At 73.1% G+C, this 25,428-nt stretch carries 25 protein-coding genes; 14 read left to right on the top strand and 11 right to left on the bottom strand.

Features of this window, described 5'->3' with window-relative positions:
• Positions 1–130 precede the first annotated feature (130 nt).
• The gene (locus AB0D85_RS32295; RefSeq protein WP_362328073.1) at positions 131–1,045 is read left to right on the top strand and encodes a DUF3152 domain-containing protein; all 915 of its coding nucleotides are present in this window, start codon (positions 131–133) and stop codon (positions 1,043–1,045) included.
• Positions 1,046–1,078: 33 nt separating this feature from the next.
• Here AB0D85_RS32295 and AB0D85_RS32290 read toward each other — a convergent pair whose 3' ends face one another.
• Complete coding sequence (locus AB0D85_RS32290; RefSeq protein ID WP_362328071.1) at positions 1,079–1,468, bottom strand: cold shock domain-containing protein; 390 nt, start codon at positions 1,466–1,468, stop codon at positions 1,079–1,081.
• 225 nt (positions 1,469–1,693) lie between these two features.
• On the opposite strand from AB0D85_RS32290, the gene AB0D85_RS32285 reads away from it, so the two are divergent.
• Positions 1,694–2,494: an SAM-dependent methyltransferase gene (locus AB0D85_RS32285; protein ID WP_362328068.1), complete on the top strand. Its 801-nt coding sequence runs from the start codon at positions 1,694–1,696 to the stop codon at positions 2,492–2,494.
• A gap of 11 nt (positions 2,495–2,505) precedes the next feature.
• On the opposite strand, the gene AB0D85_RS32280 is transcribed toward AB0D85_RS32285, so the two are convergent.
• The gene (locus AB0D85_RS32280) at positions 2,506–3,645 is read right to left on the bottom strand and encodes a hypothetical protein (RefSeq protein ID WP_362328342.1); all 1,140 of its coding nucleotides are present in this window, start codon (positions 3,643–3,645) and stop codon (positions 2,506–2,508) included.
• 128 nt (positions 3,646–3,773) lie between these two features.
• Positions 3,774–4,901: a glycosyltransferase gene (locus AB0D85_RS32275; RefSeq protein ID WP_362328066.1), complete on the bottom strand. Its 1,128-nt coding sequence runs from the start codon at positions 4,899–4,901 to the stop codon at positions 3,774–3,776.
• 44 nt (positions 4,902–4,945) lie between these two features.
• On the opposite strand from AB0D85_RS32275, the gene AB0D85_RS32270 reads away from it, so the two are divergent.
• On the top strand, positions 4,946–5,545 hold the full coding sequence (locus AB0D85_RS32270; RefSeq protein WP_362328064.1) for a hypothetical protein: 600 nt from the start codon (positions 4,946–4,948) through the stop codon (positions 5,543–5,545).
• A gap of 15 nt (positions 5,546–5,560) precedes the next feature.
• On the opposite strand, the gene AB0D85_RS32265 is transcribed toward AB0D85_RS32270, so the two are convergent.
• Positions 5,561–6,067, bottom strand: coding sequence for a SigE family RNA polymerase sigma factor (locus tag AB0D85_RS32265; RefSeq protein WP_362328062.1), 507 nt, complete (start codon positions 6,065–6,067; stop codon positions 5,561–5,563).
• A 246-nt stretch (positions 6,068–6,313) separates the two neighbouring features.
• On the opposite strand from AB0D85_RS32265, the gene AB0D85_RS32260 reads away from it, so the two are divergent.
• The 4 genes from AB0D85_RS32260 to AB0D85_RS32245 all read left to right on the top strand — a co-directional run bounded on the left by AB0D85_RS32260 (position 6,314) and on the right by AB0D85_RS32245 (position 11,344).
• Positions 6,314–7,753 (top strand): hypothetical protein, encoded by a 1,440-nt coding sequence (locus AB0D85_RS32260; RefSeq protein WP_362328060.1) that lies wholly within the window; start codon positions 6,314–6,316, stop codon positions 7,751–7,753.
• 59 nt (positions 7,754–7,812) lie between these two features.
• Positions 7,813–9,054 (top strand): MoxR family ATPase, encoded by a 1,242-nt coding sequence (locus AB0D85_RS32255; RefSeq protein WP_362328058.1) that lies wholly within the window; start codon positions 7,813–7,815, stop codon positions 9,052–9,054.
• Complete coding sequence (locus tag AB0D85_RS32250; protein WP_362328056.1) at positions 9,051–10,292, top strand: VWA-like domain-containing protein; 1,242 nt, start codon at positions 9,051–9,053, stop codon at positions 10,290–10,292. Before AB0D85_RS32255 ends, AB0D85_RS32250 begins: the two co-directional genes overlap by 4 nt.
• 83 nt (positions 10,293–10,375) lie before the next feature.
• Positions 10,376–11,344 (top strand): threo-3-hydroxy-L-aspartate ammonia-lyase, encoded by a 969-nt coding sequence (locus AB0D85_RS32245; protein WP_362328054.1) that lies wholly within the window; start codon positions 10,376–10,378, stop codon positions 11,342–11,344.
• A 117-nt stretch (positions 11,345–11,461) separates the two neighbouring features.
• On the opposite strand, the gene AB0D85_RS32240 is transcribed toward AB0D85_RS32245, so the two are convergent.
• Entirely contained in the window at positions 11,462–11,854 is a 393-nt protein-coding gene (locus tag AB0D85_RS32240) for an SCO5389 family protein (protein WP_362328052.1), read from the bottom strand.
• 70 nt (positions 11,855–11,924) lie between these two features.
• Positions 11,925–12,884, bottom strand: coding sequence for an adenylyl-sulfate kinase (locus AB0D85_RS32235; RefSeq protein ID WP_362328050.1), 960 nt, complete (start codon positions 12,882–12,884; stop codon positions 11,925–11,927).
• 188 nt (positions 12,885–13,072) lie between these two features.
• Between AB0D85_RS32235 and AB0D85_RS32230 the strand changes: the two genes are divergently transcribed.
• The 3 genes from AB0D85_RS32230 to AB0D85_RS32220 are packed head-to-tail and all read left to right on the top strand — an operon-like array spanning position 13,073 to position 15,371.
• A complete protein-coding gene (locus AB0D85_RS32230) occupies positions 13,073–14,545 on the top strand; it encodes a cytosine permease (RefSeq protein WP_362328048.1) in 1,473 nt (490 codons plus the stop codon).
• Between the two features lie 20 nt (positions 14,546–14,565).
• A complete protein-coding gene (locus AB0D85_RS32225; protein WP_362328046.1) occupies positions 14,566–15,135 on the top strand; it encodes an isochorismatase family protein in 570 nt (189 codons plus the stop codon).
• Positions 15,120–15,371 carry a hypothetical protein gene (locus AB0D85_RS32220; RefSeq protein WP_362328044.1) on the top strand — a complete coding sequence of 84 codons (252 nt, stop codon included), beginning with the start codon at positions 15,120–15,122 and terminating at the stop codon, positions 15,369–15,371. The genes AB0D85_RS32225 and AB0D85_RS32220 overlap by 16 nt, the downstream gene beginning before the upstream one ends.
• On the opposite strand, the gene AB0D85_RS32215 is transcribed toward AB0D85_RS32220, so the two are convergent.
• Entirely contained in the window at positions 15,299–16,714 is a 1,416-nt protein-coding gene (locus AB0D85_RS32215) for a family 2B encapsulin nanocompartment shell protein (RefSeq protein ID WP_362328042.1), read from the bottom strand. The two genes, AB0D85_RS32220 and AB0D85_RS32215, sit on opposite strands and share 73 nt — an antisense overlap.
• A 273-nt stretch (positions 16,715–16,987) precedes the next feature.
• Between AB0D85_RS32215 and AB0D85_RS32210 the strand changes: the two genes are divergently transcribed.
• From AB0D85_RS32210 to pqqB, 4 genes are all read left to right on the top strand, one after another.
• Positions 16,988–18,229 carry an acyl-CoA dehydrogenase family protein gene (locus tag AB0D85_RS32210; RefSeq protein ID WP_362328040.1) on the top strand — a complete coding sequence of 414 codons (1,242 nt, stop codon included), beginning with the start codon at positions 16,988–16,990 and terminating at the stop codon, positions 18,227–18,229.
• Positions 18,230–18,766: 537 nt separating this feature from the next.
• Positions 18,767–19,168 carry an SseB family protein gene (locus AB0D85_RS32205; protein WP_362328038.1) on the top strand — a complete coding sequence of 134 codons (402 nt, stop codon included), beginning with the start codon at positions 18,767–18,769 and terminating at the stop codon, positions 19,166–19,168.
• A 50-nt stretch (positions 19,169–19,218) separates the two neighbouring features.
• Positions 19,219–20,331 (top strand): hypothetical protein, encoded by a 1,113-nt coding sequence (locus AB0D85_RS32200; RefSeq protein WP_362328036.1) that lies wholly within the window; start codon positions 19,219–19,221, stop codon positions 20,329–20,331.
• 67 nt (positions 20,332–20,398) lie between these two features.
• Positions 20,399–21,289, top strand: a complete 891-nt coding sequence (gene pqqB / locus AB0D85_RS32195) for a pyrroloquinoline quinone biosynthesis protein PqqB (RefSeq protein ID WP_362328034.1) — start codon at positions 20,399–20,401, stop codon at positions 21,287–21,289.
• A 7-nt stretch (positions 21,290–21,296) separates the two neighbouring features.
• Here pqqB and AB0D85_RS32190 read toward each other — a convergent pair whose 3' ends face one another.
• From AB0D85_RS32190 to AB0D85_RS32175, 4 genes are all read right to left on the bottom strand, one after another.
• Positions 21,297–21,695 (bottom strand): MarR family transcriptional regulator, encoded by a 399-nt coding sequence (locus AB0D85_RS32190; RefSeq protein ID WP_362328032.1) that lies wholly within the window; start codon positions 21,693–21,695, stop codon positions 21,297–21,299.
• 139 nt (positions 21,696–21,834) lie between these two features.
• On the bottom strand, positions 21,835–22,185 hold the full coding sequence (locus tag AB0D85_RS32185) for a VOC family protein (RefSeq protein ID WP_362328030.1): 351 nt from the start codon (positions 22,183–22,185) through the stop codon (positions 21,835–21,837).
• A gap of 118 nt (positions 22,186–22,303) precedes the next feature.
• Positions 22,304–24,616 (bottom strand): FtsX-like permease family protein, encoded by a 2,313-nt coding sequence (locus tag AB0D85_RS32180; protein WP_362328028.1) that lies wholly within the window; start codon positions 24,614–24,616, stop codon positions 22,304–22,306.
• Positions 24,613–25,320, bottom strand: coding sequence for an ABC transporter ATP-binding protein (locus AB0D85_RS32175; RefSeq protein ID WP_362328026.1), 708 nt, complete (start codon positions 25,318–25,320; stop codon positions 24,613–24,615). The genes AB0D85_RS32180 and AB0D85_RS32175 overlap by 4 nt, the downstream gene beginning before the upstream one ends.
• Positions 25,321–25,428 lie beyond the last annotated feature (108 nt).

The following is a 25,428-nucleotide window of genomic DNA, read 5'->3' as shown; positions in this document are numbered from 1 at the left end:
ATCCGTATGGCATCCGCACAGCTGTGCGTTTGTTACGGGATGATCATATAAACCTTCGACGTGACGTCCGTTATCGCTTCGTTATTATCTGCGCCAGGTCCGATCACATTCCGATCACAACCTGACGGTCATGACCACGCGCACAGCACGTTCCTCTCGTGGCCGTCGCCGAAACGGCCCCTCGCACGCCGTCGCCCGCGGGCGGACGCGCAGGGGACCGCTCTGGGTGGGCCTGGCCGCGCTGGCCTTCCTGGGCGCCGCCGGGTTCGTGGCTGTGGGCGGAGGTTCGTCCGGCGCGGACACCGGCCACGCCGGCGCAGCACCGAGCGGGCCCACGGAGCGGGCTCGGTCCAGCCGCCTCGGCTCCACCACGCCGTCGCCCGGCCCCCGGTCCCCGTCGGCCGGTTCCCGGTCCCCGTCGCCCGGTCCGGCCACCACCTCCGCCTCCCCGAGCCCCCGCACCTCGCGCACGCCCGAGATCCCGGCCACGGGACCGGGCACGTTCGTCACCGCGGCCGGCAGCAGCGCCAGGGTCGGGTCGGGAACGGTCCTGCGCTACCGGGTCGACGTCGAGACCGGCATCGACCTGTCGGCCACCGACGTCGCCCGGCAGGTCGAACGGATCCTGGCCGACCCGCGCGGCTGGACCGCCGACGGCCACTCGGCGTTCGAACGGGTGTCGAGCGGTCCGACCGACTTCGTGGTCCAGGTGGCCACCCCCGGGACGGTGGACAAGATCTGCGGGGAGTACGGCCTGGACACCGGGGGCGAGGTCAACTGCAACGTGGCCCAGCACGTCATGGTGAACCTCCGGCGCTGGCTGCTCGCGACCCCCGTCTACGCCCACCGGGTCAAGGACTACCGGGCCCTGATCATCAACCACGAGGTCGGCCACTTCCTCGGCCACGGCCACGTCGGCTGCCCCGGCGCGGGACAGCCGGCCCCCGTGATGATGCAGCAGATCAAGGGCATGCACGGCTGTCTGCCCAACGTCTGGCCGTACGACGACAAGGGGCGGTACGTGACCGGCCCGGCCCTGTCCTGACAACCGGGGCCGAGGCCGGCCGCCGACGCCGGGTCAGCCCTCGATCCACCCGTGGTTCTTGGCGAACTGGGCCAGTGCGCCCCGGACCCGCACGATCTCCTCGGCGGTGAGCGTGGGCGCCGACGCCAGCAGCGTCTCGGTGACCTCGCGGGTGAACTCGTCCGCGCTGAGCAGGTCGCACAGCGAGTCGTCGTCGGGGCCGAGCGTCCGGACGTCGGCGCCCCGGGAGAGCCGGACACCGGACGCCTTCGGTCCGCGCTCGCCGCTCTCGATCTCGAACTCCACCGCCACACCGGGGCGGACGTACGACTCCGGCATCTGCATGTCGTTCACATGCAGGAAGACGTCCTCTCCACCACCGTCCGGAGCGATGAACCCGTACCCGCGCGAGCTGTCGAACCGCACCACACGACCGGTAACCATGTGAAACCCCCAACCAAACCGGGCCACCTGCCCGGACACCTGGGCCCGATGGTAGTCACGTACGCCCCCTCGAGCGACTCCGCCCACCGGACGGTGACGCGGGCGCGGGCCCCGCGATCTTCTGGACGGGGAACTCGGTGCGCAAGTACCGAAGTTGATATGTAAAGCTGTCGCCAGCCGTCGGTGTGCCAAGGGGGGCCGGGGCGGTCGTTGAGAGGAGCGCACGTGACGCAGGACGGCATCGGGTCCGTGGAGATCGACACCAGCAAGCCGCATCCGGCCCGGATCTACGACTACTTGCTGGGCGGCAAGGACAACTACGAGGTGGACCGCAAGGCCGGTGACCAGCTCGCCGCCGCCGCGCCCGAGGTATGGATCTCCGTACGGGCCAACCGCGGCTTTCTGCAGCGGGCGGTGCGGCACGTCATCGACAGCGGCGTCCGCCAGATCCTCGACGTCGGCACCGGTCTGCCCACCTCGCCGAACGTGCACGAGATAGCCCAGGAGCTGGCCGCGGACGTCCGCGTCGCCTATGTCGACAACGATCCGATCGTGAAGGCCCACGGCGACGCGCTGCTCAGCCGGGCCGGCACCACCAGCATCGTCCTCGCCGACCTGCGCGACCCGCAGTCCGTCGTGGACCACCCCGAGGTCCGCCGGATCATCGACTTCGGGCAGCCGGTGGCCCTGTTCCTCGTCGCCATCCTCCACTTCATCCGCGACGCGGAGGAGCCGGAGCGGATCGTGGCCACCCTGCGCGACGCGCTCCCGGCCGGCAGCTTCCTGGTGCTCTCGCACGCCACGGACGACTTCGCCGACGACCGCAGCGACGCCCAGGCCGTCTACAACAACGCGACCGCGACGATGAACCTGCGCCCCCGCGACCGGATCGAGCGGTTCTTCGAGGGATTCGAGCTGATCGAACCCGGCGTGGCCCAGGTCCCGTTCTGGCGCCCGGACACCACCCCGCCCCAGGGGTCCGAGGAGATCGGCTTCTACGGCGGAGTGGCGGTCAAGAAGAGCTGAGCCGACAGGCCCTACGGCACCCCGAGTTCGAACAGGGCGTAGCCCGCGTACGAGCCGGAGGCCAGCGCCGCGATGCCCAGCAGGAGGCACTGGTAGGGCAGGCTGACGCGGCGCAGGGCAACCGCCAGGGGGAGGAACAGCGGGAAGGCGGGCAGCAGATAGCGCGAGACGTTCGCGAAGTACTGCTGGCTGCCCAGCACCAGGGCGAGGGTGAGCACCGTGTGGACGACCAGCACCGCCGGCGGCCGCAGCCGGAACAGCAGCGGCAGCAGCGCGAGGTCCAGCAGCACGACGCCGACCCCGATGACGTCCGCGAAGGGGAGCGCGAAGAGATAGGAGAAGTGGCCCACGGGGACGGACGTCAGGACGTCCAGGGTCTGCTTGCCGTAGTCGAACTCGTGCCCCCAGGCGCCCGACTGGAGCTTGAAGTAGCCGCCGTAGTCGCCCATGCGGTGGCCCACCCAGCCCAGATAGCCGAGCAGGCCCAGCGGGGCGACGAGCAGGGCGGTCAGCGGACGTGCGACGCCGTCCTCGCGGCGGCGCAGCGCGAGCAGCGCGGCAAGGGCCAGCGCGGCTGTCAGCGCGGCTGCGGTGGGGCGGTTGAGTCCCGCCGCGAACGCCAGCACCCCCGCGGTCAGCCAGCGGCGGGTCAGCACGGCGTACAGGACCCAGGCGGCGAGCGCCACGTACAGCGAGTCGGAGTACACCGCCCACTCCACGCCGGAGCCCGGCCACACGGCCCACAGCCCGGCCGCCGCCAGCCCCGCCCGCCGGCCCCCGAACCACGCGGCGACGGCGAAGATCCCCAGCGCCGCCGCGAACGAGGCCACGACCGACACCAGCAGCCCGGCACCGAACGGGCCGAGACCCGTGACCTCCATCGCGACCCGCATCAGCGCCGGGTACAGCGGGAAGAACGCGGCCGAATTGCCCTGCAGGGTGATCAGCCCGGTGGCACCGGGAACCGGGACCAGTTCGGGGTGGTAGCCGTGCAGGGCGATCTGCTGGTACCACCAGCCGTCCCAGGTGCCCAGCACGTCCCAGGTGCGCGCGCCGCCCCCGAAACGCGGATGCTTCTTGCGGAAGTCCCCGGCCGAGTCCAGCAGATACATGAACGAGCCGAAGCCGATGAGCTTCAGGACGCCGTACATCGCGAGGGCCGGGCCGTAGCGGCGAACGCGCTGCCGGAAGCCGGGCGTCTCCGGCAGTTCGGGGCCGGAGACCACGGGCGGGGCGGCCGGGGGCGTGATCTCCTGGGCCGTGGTCGTCAAGGGCGTGGTCATGAGGCGGCGGACTCCGTCCGGTTCCGCCCGAACGCCGACCGCGCCAGCAGGAGGGACAGGTGGGCGGCGGCCAGTACGGCGAGTTCGGCGCGGTGACCGGCGCCGGACACCGTGTGCCGCAGGGCGGCGAGCGAACCGGCGGTGAGGGCCAGCCGGACGGCCAGGGCGGGCAGCGGGAGCACGCCGAAGACCGTCTGTCCCACGACCCAACAGATCAGCAGGGCAAGGCCGTTGGCCACTTCCGCGTCGGCGGCCGGGCGCACCGCCGTGTACAGGAGGAGATGCGCGAGAGCCGTTACGGCCGCCGGAACCGCGAACCCCCGGTGCCGCTGCGGCAGCGCGCCCCGGGCCAGCGCCCATCCGACCCGCGCGATACCGCGCAGGTCGGCGAGGGCCGTGGACAGGAGCGCCACCCGGCTGTCCGGATCGTCCACCCAGTCGACCGGCACTTCGTGGATCCGCAGCCCGGCCCGCTCCGCGACCACCAGCAACTCCGTGTCGAAGAACCACGCGGAGTCCCGCACCAGCGGCAGCAGTTGCCCGGCGACCTCCCGTCGTACGGCCTTGAAACCGCACTGCGCGTCCGAGAACCCGACCGAGAGGGTGCAGCGCAGCAGGACGTTGTAGCAGCGGGAGACGAACTCCCGCTTGGGGCCGCGCACCACGCGGGAGCTGGGCGCCAGCCGGGTGCCGATGGCGAGGTCGGAGTGGCCCGAGAGCAGCGGGGCGACGAGCGGCAGCAGCGCCGAGAGCCCGGTCGACAGGTCCACGTCGAGATAGGCGACCACGGGCGCCGACGATCCCGACCAGGCGGCCCGCAGCGCCCGGCCGCGCCCCTTCTCGGCCAGCCGTATCCACTCCACCTCGGGCAGTTCACCGGCCAGCCGCGCCGCGATGAGGGGAGTGGCGTCGGTGCTGGCGTTGTCGGCGACGGTGATCCGGAACGGGTACGGGAACGTCTCCCGCAGGTGGGCGTGGAGCCGCCGCACGCTCGGCTCCAGGTCGGTCTCCTCGTTGAACACCGGCACGGCCAGGTCCAGGACCGGACCGTCGTGCCGCGGCGGAGTCGGGGGAGCCGGGTTCGGTAGCGTGGACTGCGCGTGTTTCATGGCGTTTGGTCGCATTCGTACTCGTCCTCGGGGCGTGCCGAGGGCACACCCGGCGGTGGGTGGGTGAAGAAGGAACCGTTCGCTATCCGGCCGAGCCGGTCGACGCCGACGCGTGGCCCGACGGGTCGGCCGTCTCGGTCGAGGGCGCCGACGGCGGGGACGTGGTGGCGGTCGTCCCCTCGGACGTGCTCCCGGCCGTACTTCCGGACGAGCCGTTCGACGTGCCCCCGGTCGTGCCCGCGCCCGGGGTGGCCGTCGAGGACGGGGGCGCCGAGGAGGAATCCGAACGGCCGCTCGTGGCGGTCTCGGTGGCGGGCGGCCCGGAGGTGCCGGCGGACGGCGGGGCCGAGGTCGCGGCGGCGGAGGGCGGGACGGTGGAGGAGGGGCTCGGCCCCGCTGTCGTACTCGTGCTCGGGCCGGGGCTGGTCGCGGGCCACGGGTGCGGCGCGCTGGGCTCGTCACGGGTGCCGGAATGGGGCCACAGGAGGAGACCGAGGCCGAGCCCCGCGACCGCGAGGACACCGCCCGCCGCCTGTTGTGCCGCCCTGACCCGCCGCCGCACCTGCACACCGGCCCGCAGCCGGTCCCGGTGCCTGGGCTCGAACGCCGTCGTCTCCCGGTCGTCGTGCATCAACTGCGTCAACTGCCGCTCGAAGTGATCCATGGCTTCTCCCTCACCCCACCGGCTCGATGACGTCGGCCAACAGCTCACGCAGCCGGGCCACACCGCGCGCCGCGTGCGACCGGGCGGTGCCCACCGGGCATCCCAGTACCTCGGCCACCTGCCGGTCGGGCAGGTCCTGGTAGTAGCGCAGGACGACCGCGGCCCGCTGGCGCGGGGTCAGCAGCGCGAGCGCGCCCTCCAGCCGGGACCGTTCGGCGACGACTGCCGACATGTCGCCGGCCGCCGCGACCTCGGGCAGCTCCTCCACGGGGCGCTCGCCCCACCAGCGCCGCCGTGCCGAGCGGGCCGCCGCGCGGGCGAGGACCTTGCGGACGTACGCCTCCGGCGCCTCGTCGGCGATCTTCGGCCAGACGAACCACAACCTGACCAAGGACTCCTGCAACAGATCCTCGGCCCGATGCCGATCGCCACCGGTGAGCAGACGTGCCAGATGGAACAACCCCGACCAACGGGCCGCCACGAACTCGTCGTACTCACCGGCCCGAGCCTGCTCCATCCTCACGGTCCCCGCTCTCCCCGGCTGCCTACACCTGGGAGAAGGCCCTGGGACCCGCAGAACGCTGCACTTGATCAAGGTGATCCGCGTCACGTGCGGGCCGGGGGCGTGGCCGGGGCCGTTGCCGGAGTCGCGGCCGGGGCCGTAAATGCCTGGCCGACCGGGGCGGGGGAGTCGTAAGCTCCCCGCGATGACCACTCACTCCGTTCACGGATGGGGGGTCCCGACCACGCAAGGTGAGTGCTGATGGCCACTCACCCCGTGACCGGGGACTCCCGACTCCTCCTCTGGCAGCGCGTGCGCGAGTTCGCCGTGCCGCCCACCATGATCGAGACCGCGACCGCCCGCCGGAACTCCGGGGACTGGGCGGGGGCGTGTGCCGCCGCCGGTCTCGACGTCGACCTCAACCTGCGTGCCCTGACCCGTACTTGGGGCCGGGAGGTGGGGGAACGGATCCGCGCCGACCTGCGTGGGCTCGCTCCCGACCTGCTGCGCTGGCACCTGCCGAGGGTCGCCCCCGACGGGCTGCTGCGGCCCGGGCTGACCGTCGCGCTCGCCCGCCACGACCTCGGCGACGGCTCCCTGTGCCTCGTCGCCCGGACACCGCCGGCCTGGGCGGACGCCGGGCAGCGGATCAGCCTCGCGCTCTGGGACGGCACCCTGGACGAGCCTGCCGCCCGGGGGCATCCGCATCCGCGTCCCAGCCGTCGGTTCCGCTTCGACCTGCACCGCCATCTGTGGGACGCGCGCGTCGCCGACGAACTGCGGCCCCGCTCGGGCGCCGACCGGCTGGTGCGGGAGGCAGGCGTCGCCGACCTGCCGCGGCCCTGCTCGGGCATCGACCGGCCGGTGTGGGAGGCGGGCGTCGCCGACCTGCCGCGGCCCCGCTCGGGCATCGACCGGTACCCCGGTGACGCGCAGTCGTCGTGTGCCACTGACCGATGGGCGGACGAGGCCCGGATCGTGCTGCGTGCCGAAGGACGGGACAGCGGAACCGTCGTCGTGCGCCTGGACGGCCGGCAGCGGCTCGCACTGCATGTCGCGGCCGACGGAACGGTGACCACGAGCCGGCCGGGCAAGGACACGGGCGCGCTGCCCGTCCTGCCCGACGCGGCGACCTGGACCCCGCCCGATCTGGAGCTGCTGCGCGCCGGGCTGATCGACGCCGACCGGCTGCACCCGCTGGTGGCCACCGCGCTCGTCCCCGGTCACGCGCCGACCGCCCGGGACCCGGCCCCGGACCCGGCCCGGCAGTCACGCCTCGTCGAATGCCGGGGCGCCCGGCACCGCATCGGCATGGTCGACGGGGTGCTGTCCCCGCTGGACCACTCCCCGGACGAACTCCGGCGCGAGGAACTGCTGGTGGCGCTCGGCGGCCCGCCGCTGCCCTGTCTGCGGGTCGTCGACGAGGCGCACCGCCGCCCGGACTGCCTCACCGGCGTACGCGAACGTCTCGACCACGGGGACATCGCCGGTGCGCTCGCCGTCGTGGAGGGACTGCTGGGCCCGGAAGCCGTGCTGCGTGACGGCCCGTTGAAGGACGAACTGGAGTCGGCCGCGCGACGGCGGATCGCGTACGGCCTCTACCGGGCGGGCCTCGCCGGATCCCGCAAGGGGCCGGTCCGGACCCGGCAACGCCGGCGCCGCGACCCGCGCCCAGGACCACGCCCCGCCACCTGGCGCTGACCCACACCCACTTGCCTCCACCCCCTTGCCTTCCCTCTCACACCCCAAGGTGATCAGACATGCCCACTCACACCGCTGCCCACATGGCCGGCCAACTCGATGTCGCGGACGACCTGTTGACGCTGCTCGGCGACTCGACCACCGAATCCCGCCCCGACGACCAGCTGGAGGCGCTCACCCTCGCCGTCGCCGCCGACCTGCCCGTCCTCCTGTGGGGCGAGCCCGGCATCGGCAAGACCGCCGCCCTCACCCAGCTGGCAGAGACCCTCGATCTGCCGCTGACCACCGTGATCGCCAGTGTCCACGAGCCGTCCGACTTCTCCGGGCTGCCCGTCGTGGGCGACGACCCCGCCGTCCAGGGCGTCCCGATGGCCCCGCCGGACTGGGCGGTGCGGCTGGTGAGGGCCGGCCGGGGCCTGCTCTTCCTCGACGAACTGTCCACCGCGCCACCGGCCGTGCAGGCGGCTCTGCTCCGGCTGGTCCTGGAGCGCCGGGTGGGCGCCCTTCGACTCCCGCCCGGCGTACGGATCGTGGCCGCGGCCAACCCGCGTTCGTCGGCGGCCGACGGCTGGGAGCTGAGCCCACCGCTGGCCAACCGCTTCGTGCACCTGCGGTGGGCCCACGACCACGAGGTCGTCGTACGCGGCCTCGGCGGCACCTGGCCCCGGGCGACCCTGCCCCGGCTCGACCCGGACCGGCTGCCCGCCGCCGTCGACTTCGCGCGCCGCGCGGTGTGCGGCCTGCTCGCCACCCGCCCCACGCTCGTCCACCGGCTGCCCAGCGGCGAGATGCGCCGGGGCGGGGCCTGGCCGTCGCCCCGCAGCTGGGAGATGACCCTGCGCCTGGTCGCCTTCGCGCACGCCGCCGGTTCCTCCCGGGACGTGCTCTCCCTGCTGGTCAGGGGCACGGTCGGGGACGGCCCGGGGCTCGAACTGCTGGCGAGCGTGGACCTGATGGAGCTCCCGGCCCCCGAGACCCTGCTCGCCGACCCGGACGCGGCCGAGCTGCCCGAGCGCGGCGATCTGCGCCAGGCCGTGCTCGACGGCGTGGTCGCGGCGGTCCGCGAACGGCCGGACCGGGCCCGCTGGGACGCGGCCTGGGCGCTGCTGGTCCGCGCCCTGGACACCGGTGCCCCCGACCTGGTGGTGGTCCCCGCCACCACTCTGGCCTCGCTCCGCCGGGACGACTGGGACGTCCCGGCGGCGATCGAACGCCTGGCCGGAGCCGTGTCCGTGTCCCGGCGCGCCGACCGGGCCGCGGAGCGGGCCGCCGGGCGCGCCCCGGCGAAGGCGGGCCGATGACCACGGAACCGGCCGGGGCACTGGACCTCGACAAGCTCTACGCCGCCCGGCTGCAGGCCGCCCGGGCCCGCCCCTACCTCGCGACGGCCCTGTTCGCCCTGCACGTCGTGGAGTCCCGGCAGGTGCCGACCATGGCCGTCGACAAGCACTGGCGGTGCTACGTCTCGCCCGCGTTCGTGGACCGGATGCCGGAGGAGGACCTGGCCGGGGTGTGGGTGCACGAGGTGTCCCACCTGCTGCGTGACCACCATGCGCGCAGCGACCGGGTCGCCAGGGAACGCGGGCTGACCGGGGCCGGGGAGCGGCTGCGGATGAACATCGCGGCGGACCTGGAGATCAACGACGACGTGTACGGCGACGGGCTGGTCCGGCCCAGGGGCGCCGTCCGGCCGGTCATGCTGCGGCTGCCCGAGGGGCAGTTGATGGAGGACTACCTGCGCCAGTTCCGGCTCGGGCCGCTGACGCAGGACCTCACCTGGCTGGACTGCGGCAGCGGCGCCGACGGCCGGGACCGGGAGTGGGACCTCGGGCCGGACGGCGCGCACGGCCTCGGCGAGCAGGAGCGGGACGGCGTCCGGTTCCGGGTGGCGCAGGCCATCACCGGCCGCCCGGGCAGTTCCCCGGAGGGCTGGCGGCGCTGGGCCGAGGAGGCCTTCCATCCGCCGCAGCCGTGGCGGGAGTTGCTGGGTGCGGCGGTCCGCTCGGCGACCTCGGCCGCGGGCGCCGGCGACGACTACAGCTACGGCCGCCCGTCCCGCCGCTCGGCCGGTCTGCCCGGGGTGGTCCTCCCGAGCCTGCGCCGCCGCCCGCCGCGGGTCAGCGTCGTCATCGACACCTCCGGCTCGGTCAGCGACGCCGAACTGGGCAGTGCCCTGCTGGAGGTGGCCGCGATCGCCCGTGCCGTCGGCGGCCGCCGGGACCTGGTCGGCGTGCTGTCCTGCGACGCGGCCGCCCGGACCGTGCAGCCGCTGTGCCGAGCGGAGGGCATCGCGCTGATGGGCGGCGGCGGCACGGATCTGCGCGCGGGCTTCGCCCGGGCGCTGCGGACGCGCCCGGCACCGGACGTCGTGGTGGTCCTGACCGACGGCCAGACACCCTGGCCCGAGGCACAGCCGCCCTGCCGGACGGTGGTGGGCCTGTTCCCCCGGCAGTACTCGGGCACGTCGTGGGACGAGGAGGATCCCGACTACGTGCCGGACGCACCGCCCGCGTGGGCGAGGGTGGTCGAGGTCGGATGAACGCATCTGGACATTGAGTCCAGGTGGTAGACAATAAGTCCAGACGGTTGATGCGCCCACGGCGCCCGGAACGGAGGACGAACATGACCGACACCCCGCCCGTGACCCTCCAGGACGTGCACGACGCGGCCGCGCGGATCAAGGGGGTCGCCCACCGCACCCCCGTGCTGCGCTCGCGCACCCTGGACGAACTGGTGGGCGCCGAGGTCTTCTTGAAGTGCGAGAACCTCCAGCGCATCGGCGCCTTCAAGTTCCGCGGCGCCTACAACGCCGTATCCCGGCTGTCCGCCGAGCAGTTGGCGAAGGGCGTCGCCGCCTACTCCTCCGGCAACCACGCCCAGGCCGTCGCCCTCGCCGCCCGCGAACTCGGCACCACCGCCGTGATCCTGATGCCGGAGGACACCCCGCGCGCCAAGCTGGAGGCGACGGCCGGCTACGGCGCGGAGATCGTGACGTACGACCGCTACACCGGTGACCGGGAGGCGATCGGCAGGGCGCTCGCGGCGGACCGCGGACTTGCGCTGGTGCCGCCGTACGAGCACCCGCACGTCATGGCGGGGCAGGGCACGGCCGCTCTCGAACTCATCGAGGAAGTGGGCGAGTTGGACGCCCTGGTGGTGCCGGTCGGCGGTGGCGGGCTGATCGCGGGCAGCGCCACCGCCGCGAAGGGGCTGCTGCCCGGGATCCGGGTCGTCGGGGTCGAGCCGGAGGCCGGGGACGACACCAGGCGTTCCCTGGAGGCGGGCCGGCGGGTCTCCATCCCGGTGCCGAGGACCATCGCCGACGGCCAGGCGGCCGACATCCCCGGCGAGCTCACCTTCTCCGTCAACCAGCGTCTGGTGGACGACATCTCACTGGTGAGCGACGACCAGATCCGGGACGCGATGCGGTTCGCCTTCGAGCGCCTGAAGACCGTCGTGGAGCCGAGTGGCGCCAGCGGCCTGGCGGCGCTGCTCGCCCACCGGGTGACGCCGCTGCCGCGCCGGATCGGGGTCGTCCTGTCCGGCGGCAACGTGGGCGCGGACCGGTTCGCCGAGATCATCGCGGGCTGATCCCCGTCCGGTCGACCGCCCTCCCGGAGCCCGCGCCGATGGCGCCGCGGCGCATGGTCCGGGAGGGCGAGCCGGCGCGACGGGACGCGCTTCGGGCGTGCGACACCCGGCAGGGCATCAGCAGTCGCGGAACTCCGGCGACTGGTTGAGGATCTGCGAGCGCGTCGAGGTGAAGCGGGTGTGCGTCTCCCCGCCCCGGGCCTCCGGCGGGAACACCGCGACCCGGTGGCAGTTCTGGAAGGCGAGGGCGACCCCGAAGTGCCGCTCCAGGCTGCCCCGGATCGCGTCGGAGGACAGCGCCCGCAGCAGCTGACCGCGCTCCTTCTCCGACGGCGGCGGGGTCTGGTTGTCGGCGAACTCGGCGGAACCGTCCCGCAGTTCGCCGGTCAGCCGGGCGACGAGGTCGTACGCGTACGGCAGCGACGTACGGACGGTTTCCACGAAGTCCTCCTCCCGCACCGCGCCGTTCTCGGCTTCGGCGAGCAGCTGCGGGGAGACGTCGAGCGACATGTGATGGTGTCCTGTTCTGTTCAAGGGGTGCTGTACGAAGGGAAAATGAGCTCTCGGAGGGATCGAGGTCTCAGGCGAAGGCGGGCAGGGCCGCCGGGCCGTGCCGGAAGTCCGGGTCGACCTGTGTCGCCAGGTCCTGGCCCGTGGCCGCGTCGGCCCAGGCGGTGGCGTTGCGCAGATGGAACTCCACCGCGTGCCGCTGGAAGGTCTCCCAGTCCTTGCCCCGCGCGTCCACGGCGTCCCGCAGCAGGTCCAGGGCCCGGGAGTTGTGCGCCTCCAGCTCGCCGCCGCACCGGCCCTGTTCCTGGGCGCGGACGTGCGACGACAGCTCGCAGTGGGCCAGCAGGTCGTCGCCCACCCGCTCGCGCAGGAAGGCGAGGTCGTCCGCGCCGGTGACCTTGTTGCCGACCACCGCGACCGGGATCCCGAACTCGGCCGCGTGGTCCCGGTACTGGCGGTACACGGACAGGCTCTTGCGGGTCGGCTCGACCACCAGGAACGTCATGTCGAAGCGGGTGAACAGGCCGGAGGCGAAGGCGTCCGCGCCCGCCGTCATGTCGACGACGACGTACTCGCCGGGGCCGTCCACCAGATGGTTCAGATACAGCTCCACCGCGCCGAGCTTGGAGTGGTAGCAGGCCACCCCGAGGTCGCTCTCGGCGAACGCCCCGGTGACCATCAGCGGCACCCCGCCGACCTCCTGGACGTGGTGGGAGTGCACCTCGTCGTCCCCGAGCAGACGCAGCAGCCGCGAGCCGCGCCCCGGCGGGGTCGTCTTGACCATGGCCGCCCGGGAGGTGATCCGGGGGTTCGTGCCGCGCAGGTAGTCCTTGATCTCACCGGTCCGCGCGCTCAGCGGCGGCGCCGTGAACAGTTCGTCCTCGTCGAGACCGAGGGCGTGGGCCAGGTGCTGGTTGATGTCGCCGTCGATCGCGACGACCGGCGCACCGGACCGCGCCAGATGGCGGGTGAAGAGGGCCGACAGCGTCGTCTTGCCGCTGCCGCCCTTGCCGACGAAAGCCACACGCATCGTCAGTCGCCCCTCCTTTTGAAAATGGATTTCATGATCCATAGATTGGAGGGGGCTGCCGGAGCTGTCAAATCGGGTTGGGCCGATCGGGCAGCCGCCCCGGCTCCCGCCTGATCAATTCGCCTTGACCCCCGGCATCCGCCGACCTAGCCTCCAGCCAACACACCTGGACGGATGGGTCGACGACGGTGGACACACGGGAACCGGGCAGACAGCTCCAGGTCGAGACGCACGGGCTCGACGTCATCGGCGACACCGAGCGCAAAGGCACCCCGCGCACCCTGTTCTGGCCGTGGTTCGGCGCCAACGTCTCCGTCCTGGGCCTGAGTTACGGTGCCTTCGCGCTCGGTTTCGGCATCTCCTTCCGGCAGGCGCTGGCCGCCGGAGTCCTCGGCATCCTCGCCTCGTTCCTGCTCTGCGGCTTCATCGCGGTCGCCGGAAAACGCGGCTCGGCACCCACGATGGTGCTCAGCCGCGCGGCGTACGGCGTTCGCGGCAACCGGCTGCCGTCGGTCGTCTCCTGGGTACTCACGGTCGGCTGGGAGACCGTCCTGATCGCCCTCGCCACCATGGCCACCGCGACCGTCTTCACCCGGCTCGGCTGGGGCGGCGGCACCGGGACCGAGGTGGTCGCCCTGATCGTGGTCTGCGCCCTGACCGTGGCCGGCGGGGTGGCGGGCTTCGACCTGATCATGCGGCTGCAGACCGTCATCACCGTGGTGACCGGCGTTCTCACCGTCGTCTACGTCGTTCTCGTCGCCGACCACATCCACTGGGCCACGGTGAACGCGATCCCCTCCGGCTCGGCCCAGGAGTTCATCGGCGCGCTGGTGTTCATGATGACCGGCTTCGGCCTCGGCTGGGTCAACGCGGCCGCCGACTACTCCCGTTATCTGCCCCGCACCTCCGCCGGCCGGGGTGTGATCGGCTGGACCACCTTCGGCGGCTCGGTCGCCCCGCTGCTCCTGCTGGTCTTCGGGCTCCTGCTCGCGGGCTCCTCCGACACCCTGGACAAGGCCATCGCCGCCGACCCCATCGGAGCGCTGACGACCATCCTCCCCACCTGGTTCCTGGTCCCCTTCGCCCTGGTCGCCGTCCTCGGCCTGGTCGGCGGCGCGGTCCTGGACATCTACTCCTCGGGCCTCGCCCTGCTCTCCGCGGGCCTGCGCGTCCCGCGCCACCTCGCCGCCCTGGCCGACGGCGTCCTGATGATCGCGGGCTCGGTCTACATCGTCTTCTTCGCCGACGACTTCCTCGGCCAGTTCATGGGCTTCCTCACCACACTCGGCGTGCCGATCGCCGCCTGGTGCGGGATCATGCTCGCCGACCTGGCACTGCGCCGCCGCGACTACGACGAGGCCGACCTCTACCGCCCCGACGGCCGCTACGGCGACGTACCGCTCCTGCCGCTGCTCCTCACCCTGGCCGCCACGGCCCTCGGCTGGGGCCTGGTCACCAACACCGCGGCGAACTGGCTCACCTGGCAGGGCTATCTGCTCGGCCCGCTCGGCCTCGGCGGCAGGTCCGGCGCCTGGGCCTACGCCAACCTGGGCGTGCTGGCGGCCCTGGCGCTCGGCTTCCTCGGCACCCTGCTCCTGGCCCGCGGCCGGGTCCGCGCCCAGGAGACCGCGACCCCGAGCGTCCCGGCGACGACCGCATGACCACACCGCCGGGTCTCCACATGACCACACCGCCCGGCCTCCTGGCCGTCATCGACCTGCAGCACGTCTTCGCCGACCCCGCCAGTCCCTGGGCGGTCCCGCGCTACCGCGAGGCGGCGGCAGGCGTACGACGGCTGCTCCCGGCCTTCGCGGGCCGCACGGTCTTCACCCGCTTCGTCGCCCCCGGGCACCCCACCGGAGCCTGGCAGGCCTACTACGACCGGTGGCCGTTCGCCCGCCAGCCCCCGGACGCCGAACTCTGGCGCCTGGCCGACGAGTTCGCCGACCGGGCCGAAGTCGTCCTGGACGCCGCGACGTTCGGCAAATGGACCCCCGAACTCGCCGCCCGCACCGCCCCGCACGGCCGTCTGGTCCTGACCGGCGTCAGCACCGACTGCTGCGTCCTGTCCACCGCACTGCCGGCGGCCGACGCCGGGATCGAGGTCGTGGTCGTCGCGGACGCCTGCGCGGGCGCGGACGACGACTCCCACGCGAAGGCCCTGCACCTGCTCGACCTCTACCGCCCCCTGATCCGGGTCACGACGGTCGCCGAACTCCTCGCGGAGACCGGCACATGCCCCGCCGGCTGATCCTCCAGGGCGGCGGCTTCTCCACGGCGCTGGACGACGGGGAGTCCACGGAGACGGTCGGCCGGGTGCCCGGCGCCCAGGTGTGCCGGGTGTCGCCGGACGGCTCGGGCGGTGTGTGGGGGCGGCCCGAGCCGAGTCGGCTGCTCACCCCGGGTGAGCCGGCTCAGTCCCGGCGGGACACCTCCACGTTCTCCAGGATGCCGAGGGCGTCGGGGACCAGGACGGCGGCCGAGTAGTAGGTGCTGACCAGGTAGGAGATGACCGCCTGTTCGTTGATGCCCATGAAACGGACGTTCAGACCCGGCTCCACCTCGTCCGGCAGGCCCGTCTGGAACAGGCCGATCACGCCCTGGTTCTCCTCGCCGGCCCGCATCGCGATGATCGAGGAGGTGCGGGCCTCGCTGACCGGGATCTTGCCGCAGGGGAGCAGGGGGACACCGCGCCAGGCCGGCAGATGGTGGCCGCCCACGTCGATGCCGCCGAAGTAGAGGCCGCGCTTGTTGCATTCGCGGCCGAACGCGGCGATCGCCCGCGGGTGGGCGAACAGGTGCGTGGTGTCGCGCCGCATGCTCAGCAGCTCGTCCAGGTCGTCCGGGGTCGGCGGGCCCGCGTGGGTGGAGATCCGCTGGTCGTAGTCGGCGTTGTGGAGCAGCCCGAAGTCCCGGTTGTTGACCAGCTCGTGCTCCTGCCGCTCCCGCAACGCCTCGACGGTGAGGCGGAGTTGCTGCTCGGTCTGGTTCATCGGCCGGTTGTAGAGATCGGCCACCCGGGAGTGGACGCGCAACACGGTCTGGGCGACGCTCAGTTCGTACTCGCGCGGATCGAGCTCGTAGTCCACGAAGGTGTGCGGGATGTCCGGCTCGCCGACATGGCCCGCGCTGAGTTCGATCTCGGCCTCGCCGAAGTCGTTCGTCCCGCGGTGCCCGTCCAGCCCGGCCAGTTCGACGTGTGCCCGCAGCTCGGCGTGTTGCGCCGCCACCTCCTGGTACGCCGAGTGCGGCAGCGCCAGCACGGTGGTGGCCGTCGCCGCACGCGCGGTGAAGTCCCAGGCGCCGTCGAGCCCGGCGAGCACCTGGCCGCCGAACGTGTCGCCGTCCGCGAGCAGCCCGACGACCGCCTCGTCGCCGTACGGGCCCTCGCCGATCTGCTCCACCTTGCCGTGCGCGATCAGATACACATGGTCGGCCGGGCGCCCCGCCGTCACGATCACCTGCCCCGGCGCGTAGTCCCGCTGCTCGAACCGGGCCGCCAGCGCCTGCAGCGCCGTGCCGTCCTCGAAGCCCCGCAGCAACGGCAGTTCGCCCAGCTCGGCGGGGACCACGGTGACCTGTGCGCCGGTCCGTACGAAGGTCACCCGGCCGTCGCCGACCAGATACGACAGCCGTCGGTTGACCCGGTACGTGGCGCCGGGCACGTTCACCCAGGGCAGGGTGCGGGTCAGCCACCGGGAGCTGATCTCCTGCATCTGGGGTTCGGACTTGGTCGTCGTCGTGAGATTCCGTGCCGCGGCGGTACCGAGGCTCTGCTGCTCCCGTTCCTCGGCGCCCGCTGCGGGCGCCGTACCGGTCTCGACCGACATCGCTTTCCTTCTCTCGTGTCGCACGGGTGACGGGGCAAATGCGGACCGTCACCTTCCGCGGCTACCCCTACCCCTGTCCATGCGCGGCGAGTGATGCCACGGGACGGAGCGCGAGGCACGTGCCACGGGGAACTGCCCCCGCACCACCCCCAGTTCCGCCGTCGCCACCCGGTTGGCGGTTTCCGGTCGGGACGCCCGCCGTGCGCGCCGTGTTCAATCGCCCTATCGCGCCGGCAAACCCGGCAAACACGGCCCCGGAGATCAGGAGGCACCGTGATCGCAGCTCCCGAACCCGGTCTCAGCGCACGCGACATCATCGAACGGGCCGTGGCGCTGCGGCCCGCCCTGCGCGAACGCCAGGCGGAGACCGAACAGTTGACGCACTACCCGAAGACCACCCACGAGGACTTCCTGCGGGCCGGCTTCTACCGGATCCTCCAGCCGCGCCGCTACGGCGGCCACGAGTTCGGCCTGCCGGTCTTCCTGCGCGTGGTCACGGAGATCGCCCGCGGCTGCCCCTCCACCGGCTGGGCGCTGTCCCTCACCGCCGCCCACGTCCTCCAGGTCGCGAGCGTCTTCGGGGAACGGGCGCAGGACGATATCTTCGGCCCGGACGGCGACTTCCGGGCCGCCTCCACGGTCGCGCCGGTCGGCATCGCCCGCCCCGACGGCACCGGACACGTCGTCCTCGACGGCACCTGGCCGTACTCCTCGGGCGCCCCCTACTCCACGCACTACGTCGGCCAGACCCTGAGCGCCCCGGAGCGGCCCGGCGACCCGCCCGGCCCGCCGGTGCTGTTCGTCGCCCCGCGCCGGGTCTGGACGGTCCTCGACGACTGGCACGGCGTGCTCGGCCTGCGCGGCAGCGGCTCGAACAGCATCCGCCTCGACCAGGCCCGTATCCCGGAGCACCTCACCCTCCGGGCCGGCCTGCTCGACCTCCCCGTGGAGGGCGGCTCGGCCGGCTCCACCCTGCACGGCAACCCGATGTACGCCGGGCGTGCGCCGAGCTTCTACCACTCCGAACTGGCCGCCATCATGATCGGCATCGCGTACGCGGCCGCCGACGAGTACGCCCGTATCCTGCCGACCCGCCCGCTGGCCCTGGATCCCGGCCGCACCCGCGCCGGACTCGACGACTACCAGCGCCACCTCGGCGAGGCCCTCGGCGTGATCGGCACCGCGGAGGCCGCCCTGAGGCGCACCGCCGAGGACTGGATGGAGACCTGCCACCGCAACGCCGTCGGCGACGCGCCCTTCACCACCGCCGAGGACAACCGCCTCGCCCTCACCTTCCTCAACGCCGGCCGTCTGGCCTGGGACGTCCTCCAGCGCATCCTCTTCCGCACCGCGGGCTCCCGGCACGCCCGCGACGGCGAACGGATGCAGCGCTACTTCCGCGACGCGGCGACGTACTGGACCCACGTGGGCCCGAGCATGGCCGAACCCCTGGCCCACCGAGTCGGCCGCGACCGCCTGGGCCTCCCCTCGGACGACATTCCGCTGATCCCCTGAGGCTCGGCCCTCCCGGACCGGTCACCGACAGGCCCCCGGTCCGGCGAGGCCCGGTCCCGTGGGGGTGCCGGGGGGACTGTTCTCCCGGCCCCTTGCTGCCGCGCCGTTTGGGTCTGCGGGGGAGGGGCCTCGGCTTCCCGGAGTCCCGGAGCCTGCGGTCTTCGGTCTGCCGGGGAGGGGCCTCGGGTCTCCGCGAGTCTGCGCTGTTCGAGGCTGCCGGGGAGGGGCCTAGGGTCTCCGCGAGTCTGCGCGTTTCGAGGCTGCCGGGAAGTGGCCTTCGGGCCCACCGGAGCCTGCGCTGTCGGGGGCTGCCAGGACGTGGTCTTCGGGTTTCCCGGAGCCCGTGCCCATCGGGTCTGCCGGGGACAGGGCTCTCCGCCTCTGCAGCCCGTCGCCTCCCGGTTCGGCGGAGGCCGGGGGCTCTCGAAAGCGGCCGTTGCGGGCGCATGCCCCGGCGTCGACCGGGTACGCGTGCCGTGGCCGTCCGGCGTCCCGCCGGTTCTGGCCTGTACCGTCACCGATACCTGGGGACCTGCCATGGAGACACCCGCACACGACGACTTCCCGACGCCGGCCCAGCGGGCGCTCGACACGCTCGCCGTGAACGCCGAGGACCGCGCCGCGCTGGACACGCTCGCGCACAGCGAGGTGCTGGTGCCGGTGCCGGACGACGCCGCGGAGACGGCCGACCCCTCGATGATCGCCCTGCCCGTCCTGGAACGGCCCGACGGCGATCCGGTAGTCCCGGTGTTCACCTCGGAGGGGGAGCTGACCGGCCTGCTGCCGACGGTCTCCCGCTACCGCATGGTGCCGCTCGGCGCACTCGCCTCGCAGTGGCCCGAGGAGAACCTCTCGCTCGCCATCGACGGCAGCTCGGCGCACGCGCTGACGCTCACCTCGGAGGGCGTGCGCACCCTGCTGGCCCGGCCGACGGGCTGACCGAAGGGTTCCGGTCACCGCGAGGTCTCCGTGCGGGTCAGAATGGCGCCATGGAATGGATCTCCGGGGTGGCCGGCGGCCTGGTACTGATCCTGGTCCTGCGCAGCATCCTGCGGACGCTCGTGGTCCCCAGGGGGCTGTACTCCCTGCTGGTGTACCGGCTGTGGTGGGGCCTGCGCCGGCTGCTCTGCCTCTTCGCACACCGGGGCGGCTACCGGTCCATCGACCGTGCCCAGACCTGGCTCGCCCCGCTGATGCTGGTCGGCATGCTCGCCGCCTGGCTCGGCGGGGCGTTCCTCGGCTTCGGGCTGCTGCTGTACGCGTTCTCCCCGCTGTCCTGGAGCACGGCGTTCCGGGAGGCCGGCTCCAGCCTGTTCACCCTCGGGTTCGCCAGCGGCGCCCGGCTGCGGCTGTCCGCACTCGACTTCGTGGCCGCCGCCACCGGCCCCGTCGTGATCGCCCTGCAGATCGCCTACCTGCCCACCCTGTACGCCGCCTACAACCGCCGCGAACTGGAGGTCACCCTCCTCCAGTCCCGGGCCGGCGAGCCCGCCTGGGGCCCGGAGATCCTCGCCCGGCAGTGGCTGGTCGACACCGAGACCGCGCTGCCCGAGCTGTACCGGTCCTGGGAGCGGCTGGCCGCGGACATGGGGGAGAGCCACGCCACCTATCCGGTCCTGCTGGCGTTCCGCTCCCCCCGCCCGTACCGCAGCTGGCTGGTCGGGCTGATCGCCGTCATGGACGCGGCCGCCATGCAGCTCGCGCTCGCGCCGCGGGCCGCCCCGCCGGAGGCCCGCCTGGTGCTGCGCGCCGGATTCACCGCCCTGCGCGACATCGCGCGCTCCGTGCGCGCCTCCTTCGACTCCGATCCGCCCCCCGACGCCCCGATCGAGCTGACCTACGCCGAGTTCGCGGCCGCCGCGGCCATGCTGGAGAAGACCGGCTTCCATGCCGAACGCGGCACCGAGGAGGCCTGGCCGCACTTCCACGGCTGGCGGGTCAACTACGAGGCCGTCGCCTACGAGCTGTGCCGCCGCTGCGACGCCGTACCCGCCGTGTGGACCGGTCCCCGCGACTTCCCGTCGGAACCGATCCCACCGCTGCGCCCGGCGGACCGGCAGCCCCCCGAAGGTCGGCCGGAAGTTCCCCCCGAGCACGGGTAGCGCGGCGCATCCTGAGGGAAGATCCCACCGAGGGGCGGGGAGAGGCACGCGAGAGGGGCGGATCGTCGTGAGGGTCGTCCTGCTGGGCACCGCCGCCGGTGGCGGATTCCCGCAGTGGAACTGCGCCTGCGCCCTGTGCGCGGCCGCCCGGGACGGCAAGCTGCCCTCCCGTACCCAGGAGTGCGTCGCCCTGACCGGCAACGGCCGGGACTGGTGGCTGCTCAACGCCTCCCCGGACATCCGCGCCCAGCTCACCGCCACCGCCGTGCTGTGGCCCGGACCGGGCCCCCGGGACACCCCGCTGCGCGGAGTGCTGCTCACCGACGCCGAGGCCGACCATGTCACCGGCCTGACCGTGCTGCGCGGGGCACCGGATCTCAAGGTGTACGCGGCCCCGCCCGTCCAGGCGGTACTGACCCCGGCCCGCGGCGCCCTCGACCGCTACGCCGCCTGGCAGTGGGCCGACAGCATGGCCGACGGTGGCTTCGTGCTGGCCGGCGGCCTGGTCGTCACCGCCCACCCGGTGAGCGCCAAGGCCCCGAAGTACGTCCCGGCCCCGCTCGCCGAGGCCGACGGCCGCTGGGTCACGGCCTACCGCGTGGAGGACCTGGCCACCGGGGGAGTCCTGCTCTATGCCCCCTGCGTCGGCGCCTGGAGCGACGCACTCGACGACCTGTGCGCGGAGGCCGACTGCGTCCTGCTGGACGGCACCTTCTTCACCGCCGACGAGATGGGCACCACGGTCCGCTCCGGTCCCGGGCAGGCGGCGATGGGCCATCTCCCGGTCTCCGGCCCGCAGGGCAGCCTGGCCGCCCTGGCCCAGCATCCCCGCACCCGCCGGATCTACACCCACCTCAACAACACGAACCCCCTCGTGGACCCGGCCTCCCGGGCCCGCGCCCAGGTGGCCGAGGAAGGGGTCGAGGTCCTCCCGGACGGCATCGAGTTCCTGCTCTAGCAGGCCTTCAGCCGACCGGACCCTCGAGCATCCGCCCCAGCACGGCCCGCTGCAGCGGCCGTACCTCGGTGTGCAGGGAACGGCCCTTGGGGGTGAGCGCCACCCACACGCCCCGCCGGTCCTCGACGCAGACCGACCGCTCCACCAGGCCGTCCTTCTCCAGCCGCCCGATCAGCCGGGACAGCGCGCTCTGGCTCAGATGGACCCGCCCCACCAGGTTCTGCACCCGGCAGTGGTCGCCCTCGGCGGGGGACTCGGCGGCCAGCAGGTCGAGCACCTCGAAGTCGCTCGCGCCCAGCCCGTACGGATGCAGCGCCCGGTCGATCTCGCACATCGTGCGCGCGTGCACCGACAGGATGTCCCGCCACTGTTCCTCGAGCCGGGCCTCGGCCGTCTTGACTGCCATACCCGCACCGTAGCACCGATCCAGCCAATTGTTGAGTGTGCAACTAGTGCGGGTGCAAGCAGTCGTACGACGGATCCGAGGCGGTTCCACGACGGTTCCACGGCCGTCCTGCGGCGGTTCTACGGCGGCTCTGCGGGGGTCAGGAGACCGGGTCCTGGAGCAGGCCCACCATGTTGCCGTCGGCGTCCTTCACCGAGGCGACCAGCCGGCCGTTGCCGACGTCCCGCGCGTCCTGGACCAGCTCGGCGCCCGCCTCCAGCAGGGCCGCGAGCCGCTCCCGCAGATCGGTCACGTGCCAGAACGGCGTCGGCCCGGTCAGGCCCTGGGCATGCCCGTTCGGGTCAAGACCGACGTCCTGCCCGGCGGCCTTGAAACCGATGTAGTACGGCTCGTCGGCGTACGGCTCGACGCCCAGCAGTGCGCTGAACAGGGCCTTGGCCCGCGCCGGGTCCTTGACGGGGTAGATGATCGTCTGCAGGCCTGCGGTCATGGGACGTTCTCCTTCTGGGATGCGTGATCCGACGGGTTTCCCGCCGGTGGTCTCACGCTAGGCGGGGGGAGCGCGCGGCGGCTTCTCCGATCCTGACCGGTTGCGGGCCCCGGGCCCGTCACTCGTTGTGCAGCACCTCCGCGACGGTGAGGCGGGCCGCACGACGGGCGGGGACCAACGCGCCCACGACGGCGATCCCGAGCCCCGCCAGCGCCGGTCCGGCCAGCCTCGGCGCGTGCCAGACGTCCGTCATGTACGCCGGCAGGGTGATGTCGATTCCCGCGGCCATGCGTGGGACCACCACCTCGTAGGCGGCGATGCCCAGCGGGACGCCCAGCACCGACCCGATCGCACCGAGCACGGCCATCGACGTCACCGTCATCACCGTCACCTGGCCCGGGGTCATGCCGATCGACTTGAGCATGCCGAGGTCGCGGCGCCGGTCGTGGGTGTTGAGCACGACCGTGTTGAACACGCCGAGGGAGGCGACCAGGGCCAGCATCAGGGTGAGGGCGGTCGCCGAGCCGATGACGGTCTCCGCGCCGCCGCTCGGGCCGGACAGCTGGGTACTGAGCCCCTTGTCGACGGCCCGGGCGGCACGCGCGTACGCCGTCGGGTCGGCGCCCTCGCGCAGTTTGACGTGATAGGCGATCGCCTTTCCGCCCGGGACCAGCGCGGTGAACGTCGGCCAGGTGCCGGCGACCACCCGGTCGTTCGACTGCATCAGCTCACCGACCACGGTGACCTCCTCCTCGCGGCCGCTCCTGCGCAGCCGGAGGTGGTCACCGACGTGCACGCCGTTGCGGCGCAGGAAGGCCGAGCCGACCACGACCTCTCCCCGGTGGCGCATCCAGCGGCCCCGGACGAGCACGTCCTCCAGGTGCGGGTCGGGCCCGCGCCTGCCCTCCAGGAAGACCTTCTGCGTGGTACCCACGAGCACGGCGGTCTCGTCCCCCCGGGCCGTCACCCGGGCCGCACCGGGCACCGAGCCCAGCAGCGACTGGAGTTCCCGGTCCCCGTGGACGGGCAGCACCTCCTTGCCGCGCACGGTGTCGCCCGCGTACACCGTGACGTCGTAGGCGTCCTTGCCTCCGTTGCCGAAGAGGGTCATGGTCGTCGCCAGCCCCGTCGCGAACGTCACCGTCGTCACCCCCAGCACCACCGCGGCCAGCGTGAGCGCGCTGCGCGCGGGCCGGGCGAACGGCAGCCCCGCCCCCAGGCTCACCGACCGCGGGAACCGCAGCCCCGCGAGCCGCCGTTGGACGGCGAGCGCCCGCCCCGTACGTGGTGCGCTGCCCGCGCCGATCGCTCGCGCCGCGGACAGCCGCTGGGCGCGCACGGACGGGCCGAGCGTGGCGAGCCCGCAGACCAGCGGCATGCCGAGCAGGGCCAGCCCGTTCACCCAGGGCGCGATACCGATGCTGTCGTGCAGCACTCCGGAGTCGGGCCCCGTGAACACGAACCGGAAGAACGGCTTGGCCAGCAGGTTGCCGGCGAGCGTGCCCAGCGCACAGCCCAGCACGGCCGGTACGGAGACCATCACGAGATAGACGCCCAGCACCTGCCCAGGAGTGAACCCGAGGGCCTTGAGGACGCCGATGTGCCGGAAACCCGACACCACCGCGCCCCCCACCACGTTGGCGACGATCAGCACCGCCACCAGGATGCCGAGGACGCCGAAGGCCATGAGGTACGGGGCGTACGCGCGCGCACCGCTGCCGATCCGGTCCTTGACGGTCAGATAGCTCTGCGATCCGCTCAGCGAGCCCTTGGGCAGTCCCTCGGTCACCCGGGTCAGCCCCGCCCGCAGCGCGCCCTGCGAGGACGCGTCCCGGAACCGGTACAGCATCTGCGTGGTGTTCGGGTGCAGGGCCGCGATCTGGTCCGGGGACACCCACACGTCCGCCGTGTCACTCAGGTCGAAGGCGAATCCGACGACGGTGAGGGTCGGCCCGGACGGCAGACGGATCTTCTTGCCGATGTCGTTGCCGGTCCAGCCGGACTCCCGGTCGAGGACCATCTCGCCAGGCCGGGCCGGCCACCGGCCCGCCCACAGGTCCACCCGGTCCACCGCGCCGCCCGGCCCGGGACGGCCCACGACCGTGATCTCGCCGCCGAGCCCCAGGTCCGCCGCGTCGCGCGGCACGTTCACCGTCGCCTGCGGGAACGGACCCGCCACCGCCTCCACCTCGGACTTCCGTGCCGCGTCGACCAGTTGGGCGTCCGTCAACCTGCCCGAAGCGAACTCGGCGACCACGTGCGGCCCGTGCTGCCGCCCGAAGACCCGGTCGAACGGCGCCGACGCCGCGTCCACCAGCCCCAGCGCGACCACGATCGACCCCGTCGACACCAGGGTGACCAGCCAGATCACCAGCGTCTGCAGCCTGCGCCTGCGCACCGCCGCCCGCGCGGCCGTCCACACCGCCCTCATGCCGACGGCTCCAGAGTGTGCTCGCCGGTCACCCGGCCGTCGGCCAGCCGCACCAGCCGGCTCGCACAGCGCTGCGCCAGCTGCTCGTCGTGCGTGACGATGACCAGGGTCTGCCCGATCTGGTTCAGGTCGATCAGCAGGTCCATCACCTGCTCCCCGGCCCGGCTGTCCAGGGCGCCGGTCGGCTCGTCCGCCAGCAGCAGCGCCGGACGGTTCATCAACGCCCTTGCCACGGCGACCCGTTGGCGCTCGCCGCCGCTGAGCACCGCCGGATGGGCGTTGCGTCGGCCGGCGATGCCCAGCTCCTCGAACAGCTCCAGCGCCCGCCGCCGGGCCGATCGTGCCGGGGTGCCCGTCAACTGGGCGGCCAGTGCCACGTTGTCGAGGGCCGACAGATCGTCGATGAGGTTGAAGAACTGGAAGATCATGCCGATCCGCCGCCGCCGGTACAGCGCGAGCCCCTTCTCGCCCAACTCCCCGACGTTCTCCCCGTGGACGACGACCGTTCCGGCCGACGGCCGGTCCAGACCGGCGATCATGTTGAGCAGGGTGGACTTCCCGCACCCCGAGGGCCCCATCACCGCGACCGCCTCCCCGGCCCCGATCTCCAGCGACACCCCGTCGAGGCCGACCGTCTCGCCGTACTCCTTGCGCACCCCGTCGAGCCGTACGGCGGGGTCTCCCGTTCCCACCTCAGTGACCATGGACAGGACGCTAGAGCCACGGCCGGGCCCCGGGCATCCGTCCGCGGATGGCACCCGGGGACCGGTCTCATCCCAGGGATGCAGACCGCTGAATCCACAGGTCGATGC

Origin of the sequence: Streptomyces sp. NPDC048277 (genome assembly GCF_040652235.1) — a bacterium.
GTDB lineage: Bacteria > Actinomycetota > Actinomycetes > Streptomycetales > Streptomycetaceae > Streptomyces.
This window is presented reverse-complemented; position numbering and strand designations above follow the sequence as displayed.

What these genes read in the sequence shown, in the direction of transcription:
- AB0D85_RS32215 (WP_362328042.1), bottom strand. Translation starts at nt 16,714, where the DNA reads ATGTCGGTCGAGACCGGTACGGCGCCCGCAGCGGGCGCCGAGGAACGG.
- AB0D85_RS32250 (WP_362328056.1), top strand. Translation starts at nt 9,051, where the DNA reads ATGACCACGGAACCGGCCGGGGCACTGGACCTCGACAAGCTCTACGCC.
- AB0D85_RS32235 (WP_362328050.1), bottom strand. Translation starts at nt 12,884, where the DNA reads ATGCGTGTGGCTTTCGTCGGCAAGGGCGGCAGCGGCAAGACGACGCTG.
- AB0D85_RS32295 (WP_362328073.1), top strand. Translation starts at nt 131, where the DNA reads ATGACCACGCGCACAGCACGTTCCTCTCGTGGCCGTCGCCGAAACGGC.
- AB0D85_RS32205 (WP_362328038.1), top strand. Translation starts at nt 18,767, where the DNA reads ATGGAGACACCCGCACACGACGACTTCCCGACGCCGGCCCAGCGGGCG.
- AB0D85_RS32190 (WP_362328032.1), bottom strand. Translation starts at nt 21,695, where the DNA reads ATGGCAGTCAAGACGGCCGAGGCCCGGCTCGAGGAACAGTGGCGGGAC.
- AB0D85_RS32175 (WP_362328026.1), bottom strand. Translation starts at nt 25,320, where the DNA reads ATGGTCACTGAGGTGGGAACGGGAGACCCCGCCGTACGGCTCGACGGG.
- AB0D85_RS32255 (WP_362328058.1), top strand. Translation starts at nt 7,813, where the DNA reads ATGCCCACTCACACCGCTGCCCACATGGCCGGCCAACTCGATGTCGCG.
- AB0D85_RS32185 (WP_362328030.1), bottom strand. Translation starts at nt 22,185, where the DNA reads ATGACCGCAGGCCTGCAGACGATCATCTACCCCGTCAAGGACCCGGCG.
- AB0D85_RS32265 (WP_362328062.1), bottom strand. Translation starts at nt 6,067, where the DNA reads ATGGAGCAGGCTCGGGCCGGTGAGTACGACGAGTTCGTGGCGGCCCGT.
- AB0D85_RS32275 (WP_362328066.1), bottom strand. Translation starts at nt 4,901, where the DNA reads ATGCGACCAAACGCCATGAAACACGCGCAGTCCACGCTACCGAACCCG.
- AB0D85_RS32260 (WP_362328060.1), top strand. Translation starts at nt 6,314, where the DNA reads ATGGCCACTCACCCCGTGACCGGGGACTCCCGACTCCTCCTCTGGCAG.
- AB0D85_RS32280 (WP_362328342.1), bottom strand. Translation starts at nt 3,645, where the DNA reads ATGTACGGCGTCCTGAAGCTCATCGGCTTCGGCTCGTTCATGTATCTG.
- AB0D85_RS32245 (WP_362328054.1), top strand. Translation starts at nt 10,376, where the DNA reads ATGACCGACACCCCGCCCGTGACCCTCCAGGACGTGCACGACGCGGCC.
- AB0D85_RS32180 (WP_362328028.1), bottom strand. Translation starts at nt 24,616, where the DNA reads ATGAGGGCGGTGTGGACGGCCGCGCGGGCGGCGGTGCGCAGGCGCAGG.
- AB0D85_RS32200 (WP_362328036.1), top strand. Translation starts at nt 19,219, where the DNA reads ATGGAATGGATCTCCGGGGTGGCCGGCGGCCTGGTACTGATCCTGGTC.
- AB0D85_RS32225 (WP_362328046.1), top strand. Translation starts at nt 14,566, where the DNA reads ATGACCACACCGCCCGGCCTCCTGGCCGTCATCGACCTGCAGCACGTC.
- AB0D85_RS32240 (WP_362328052.1), bottom strand. Translation starts at nt 11,854, where the DNA reads ATGTCGCTCGACGTCTCCCCGCAGCTGCTCGCCGAAGCCGAGAACGGC.
- AB0D85_RS32290 (WP_362328071.1), bottom strand. Translation starts at nt 1,468, where the DNA reads ATGGTTACCGGTCGTGTGGTGCGGTTCGACAGCTCGCGCGGGTACGGG.
- AB0D85_RS32220 (WP_362328044.1), top strand. Translation starts at nt 15,120, where the DNA reads ATGCCCCGCCGGCTGATCCTCCAGGGCGGCGGCTTCTCCACGGCGCTG.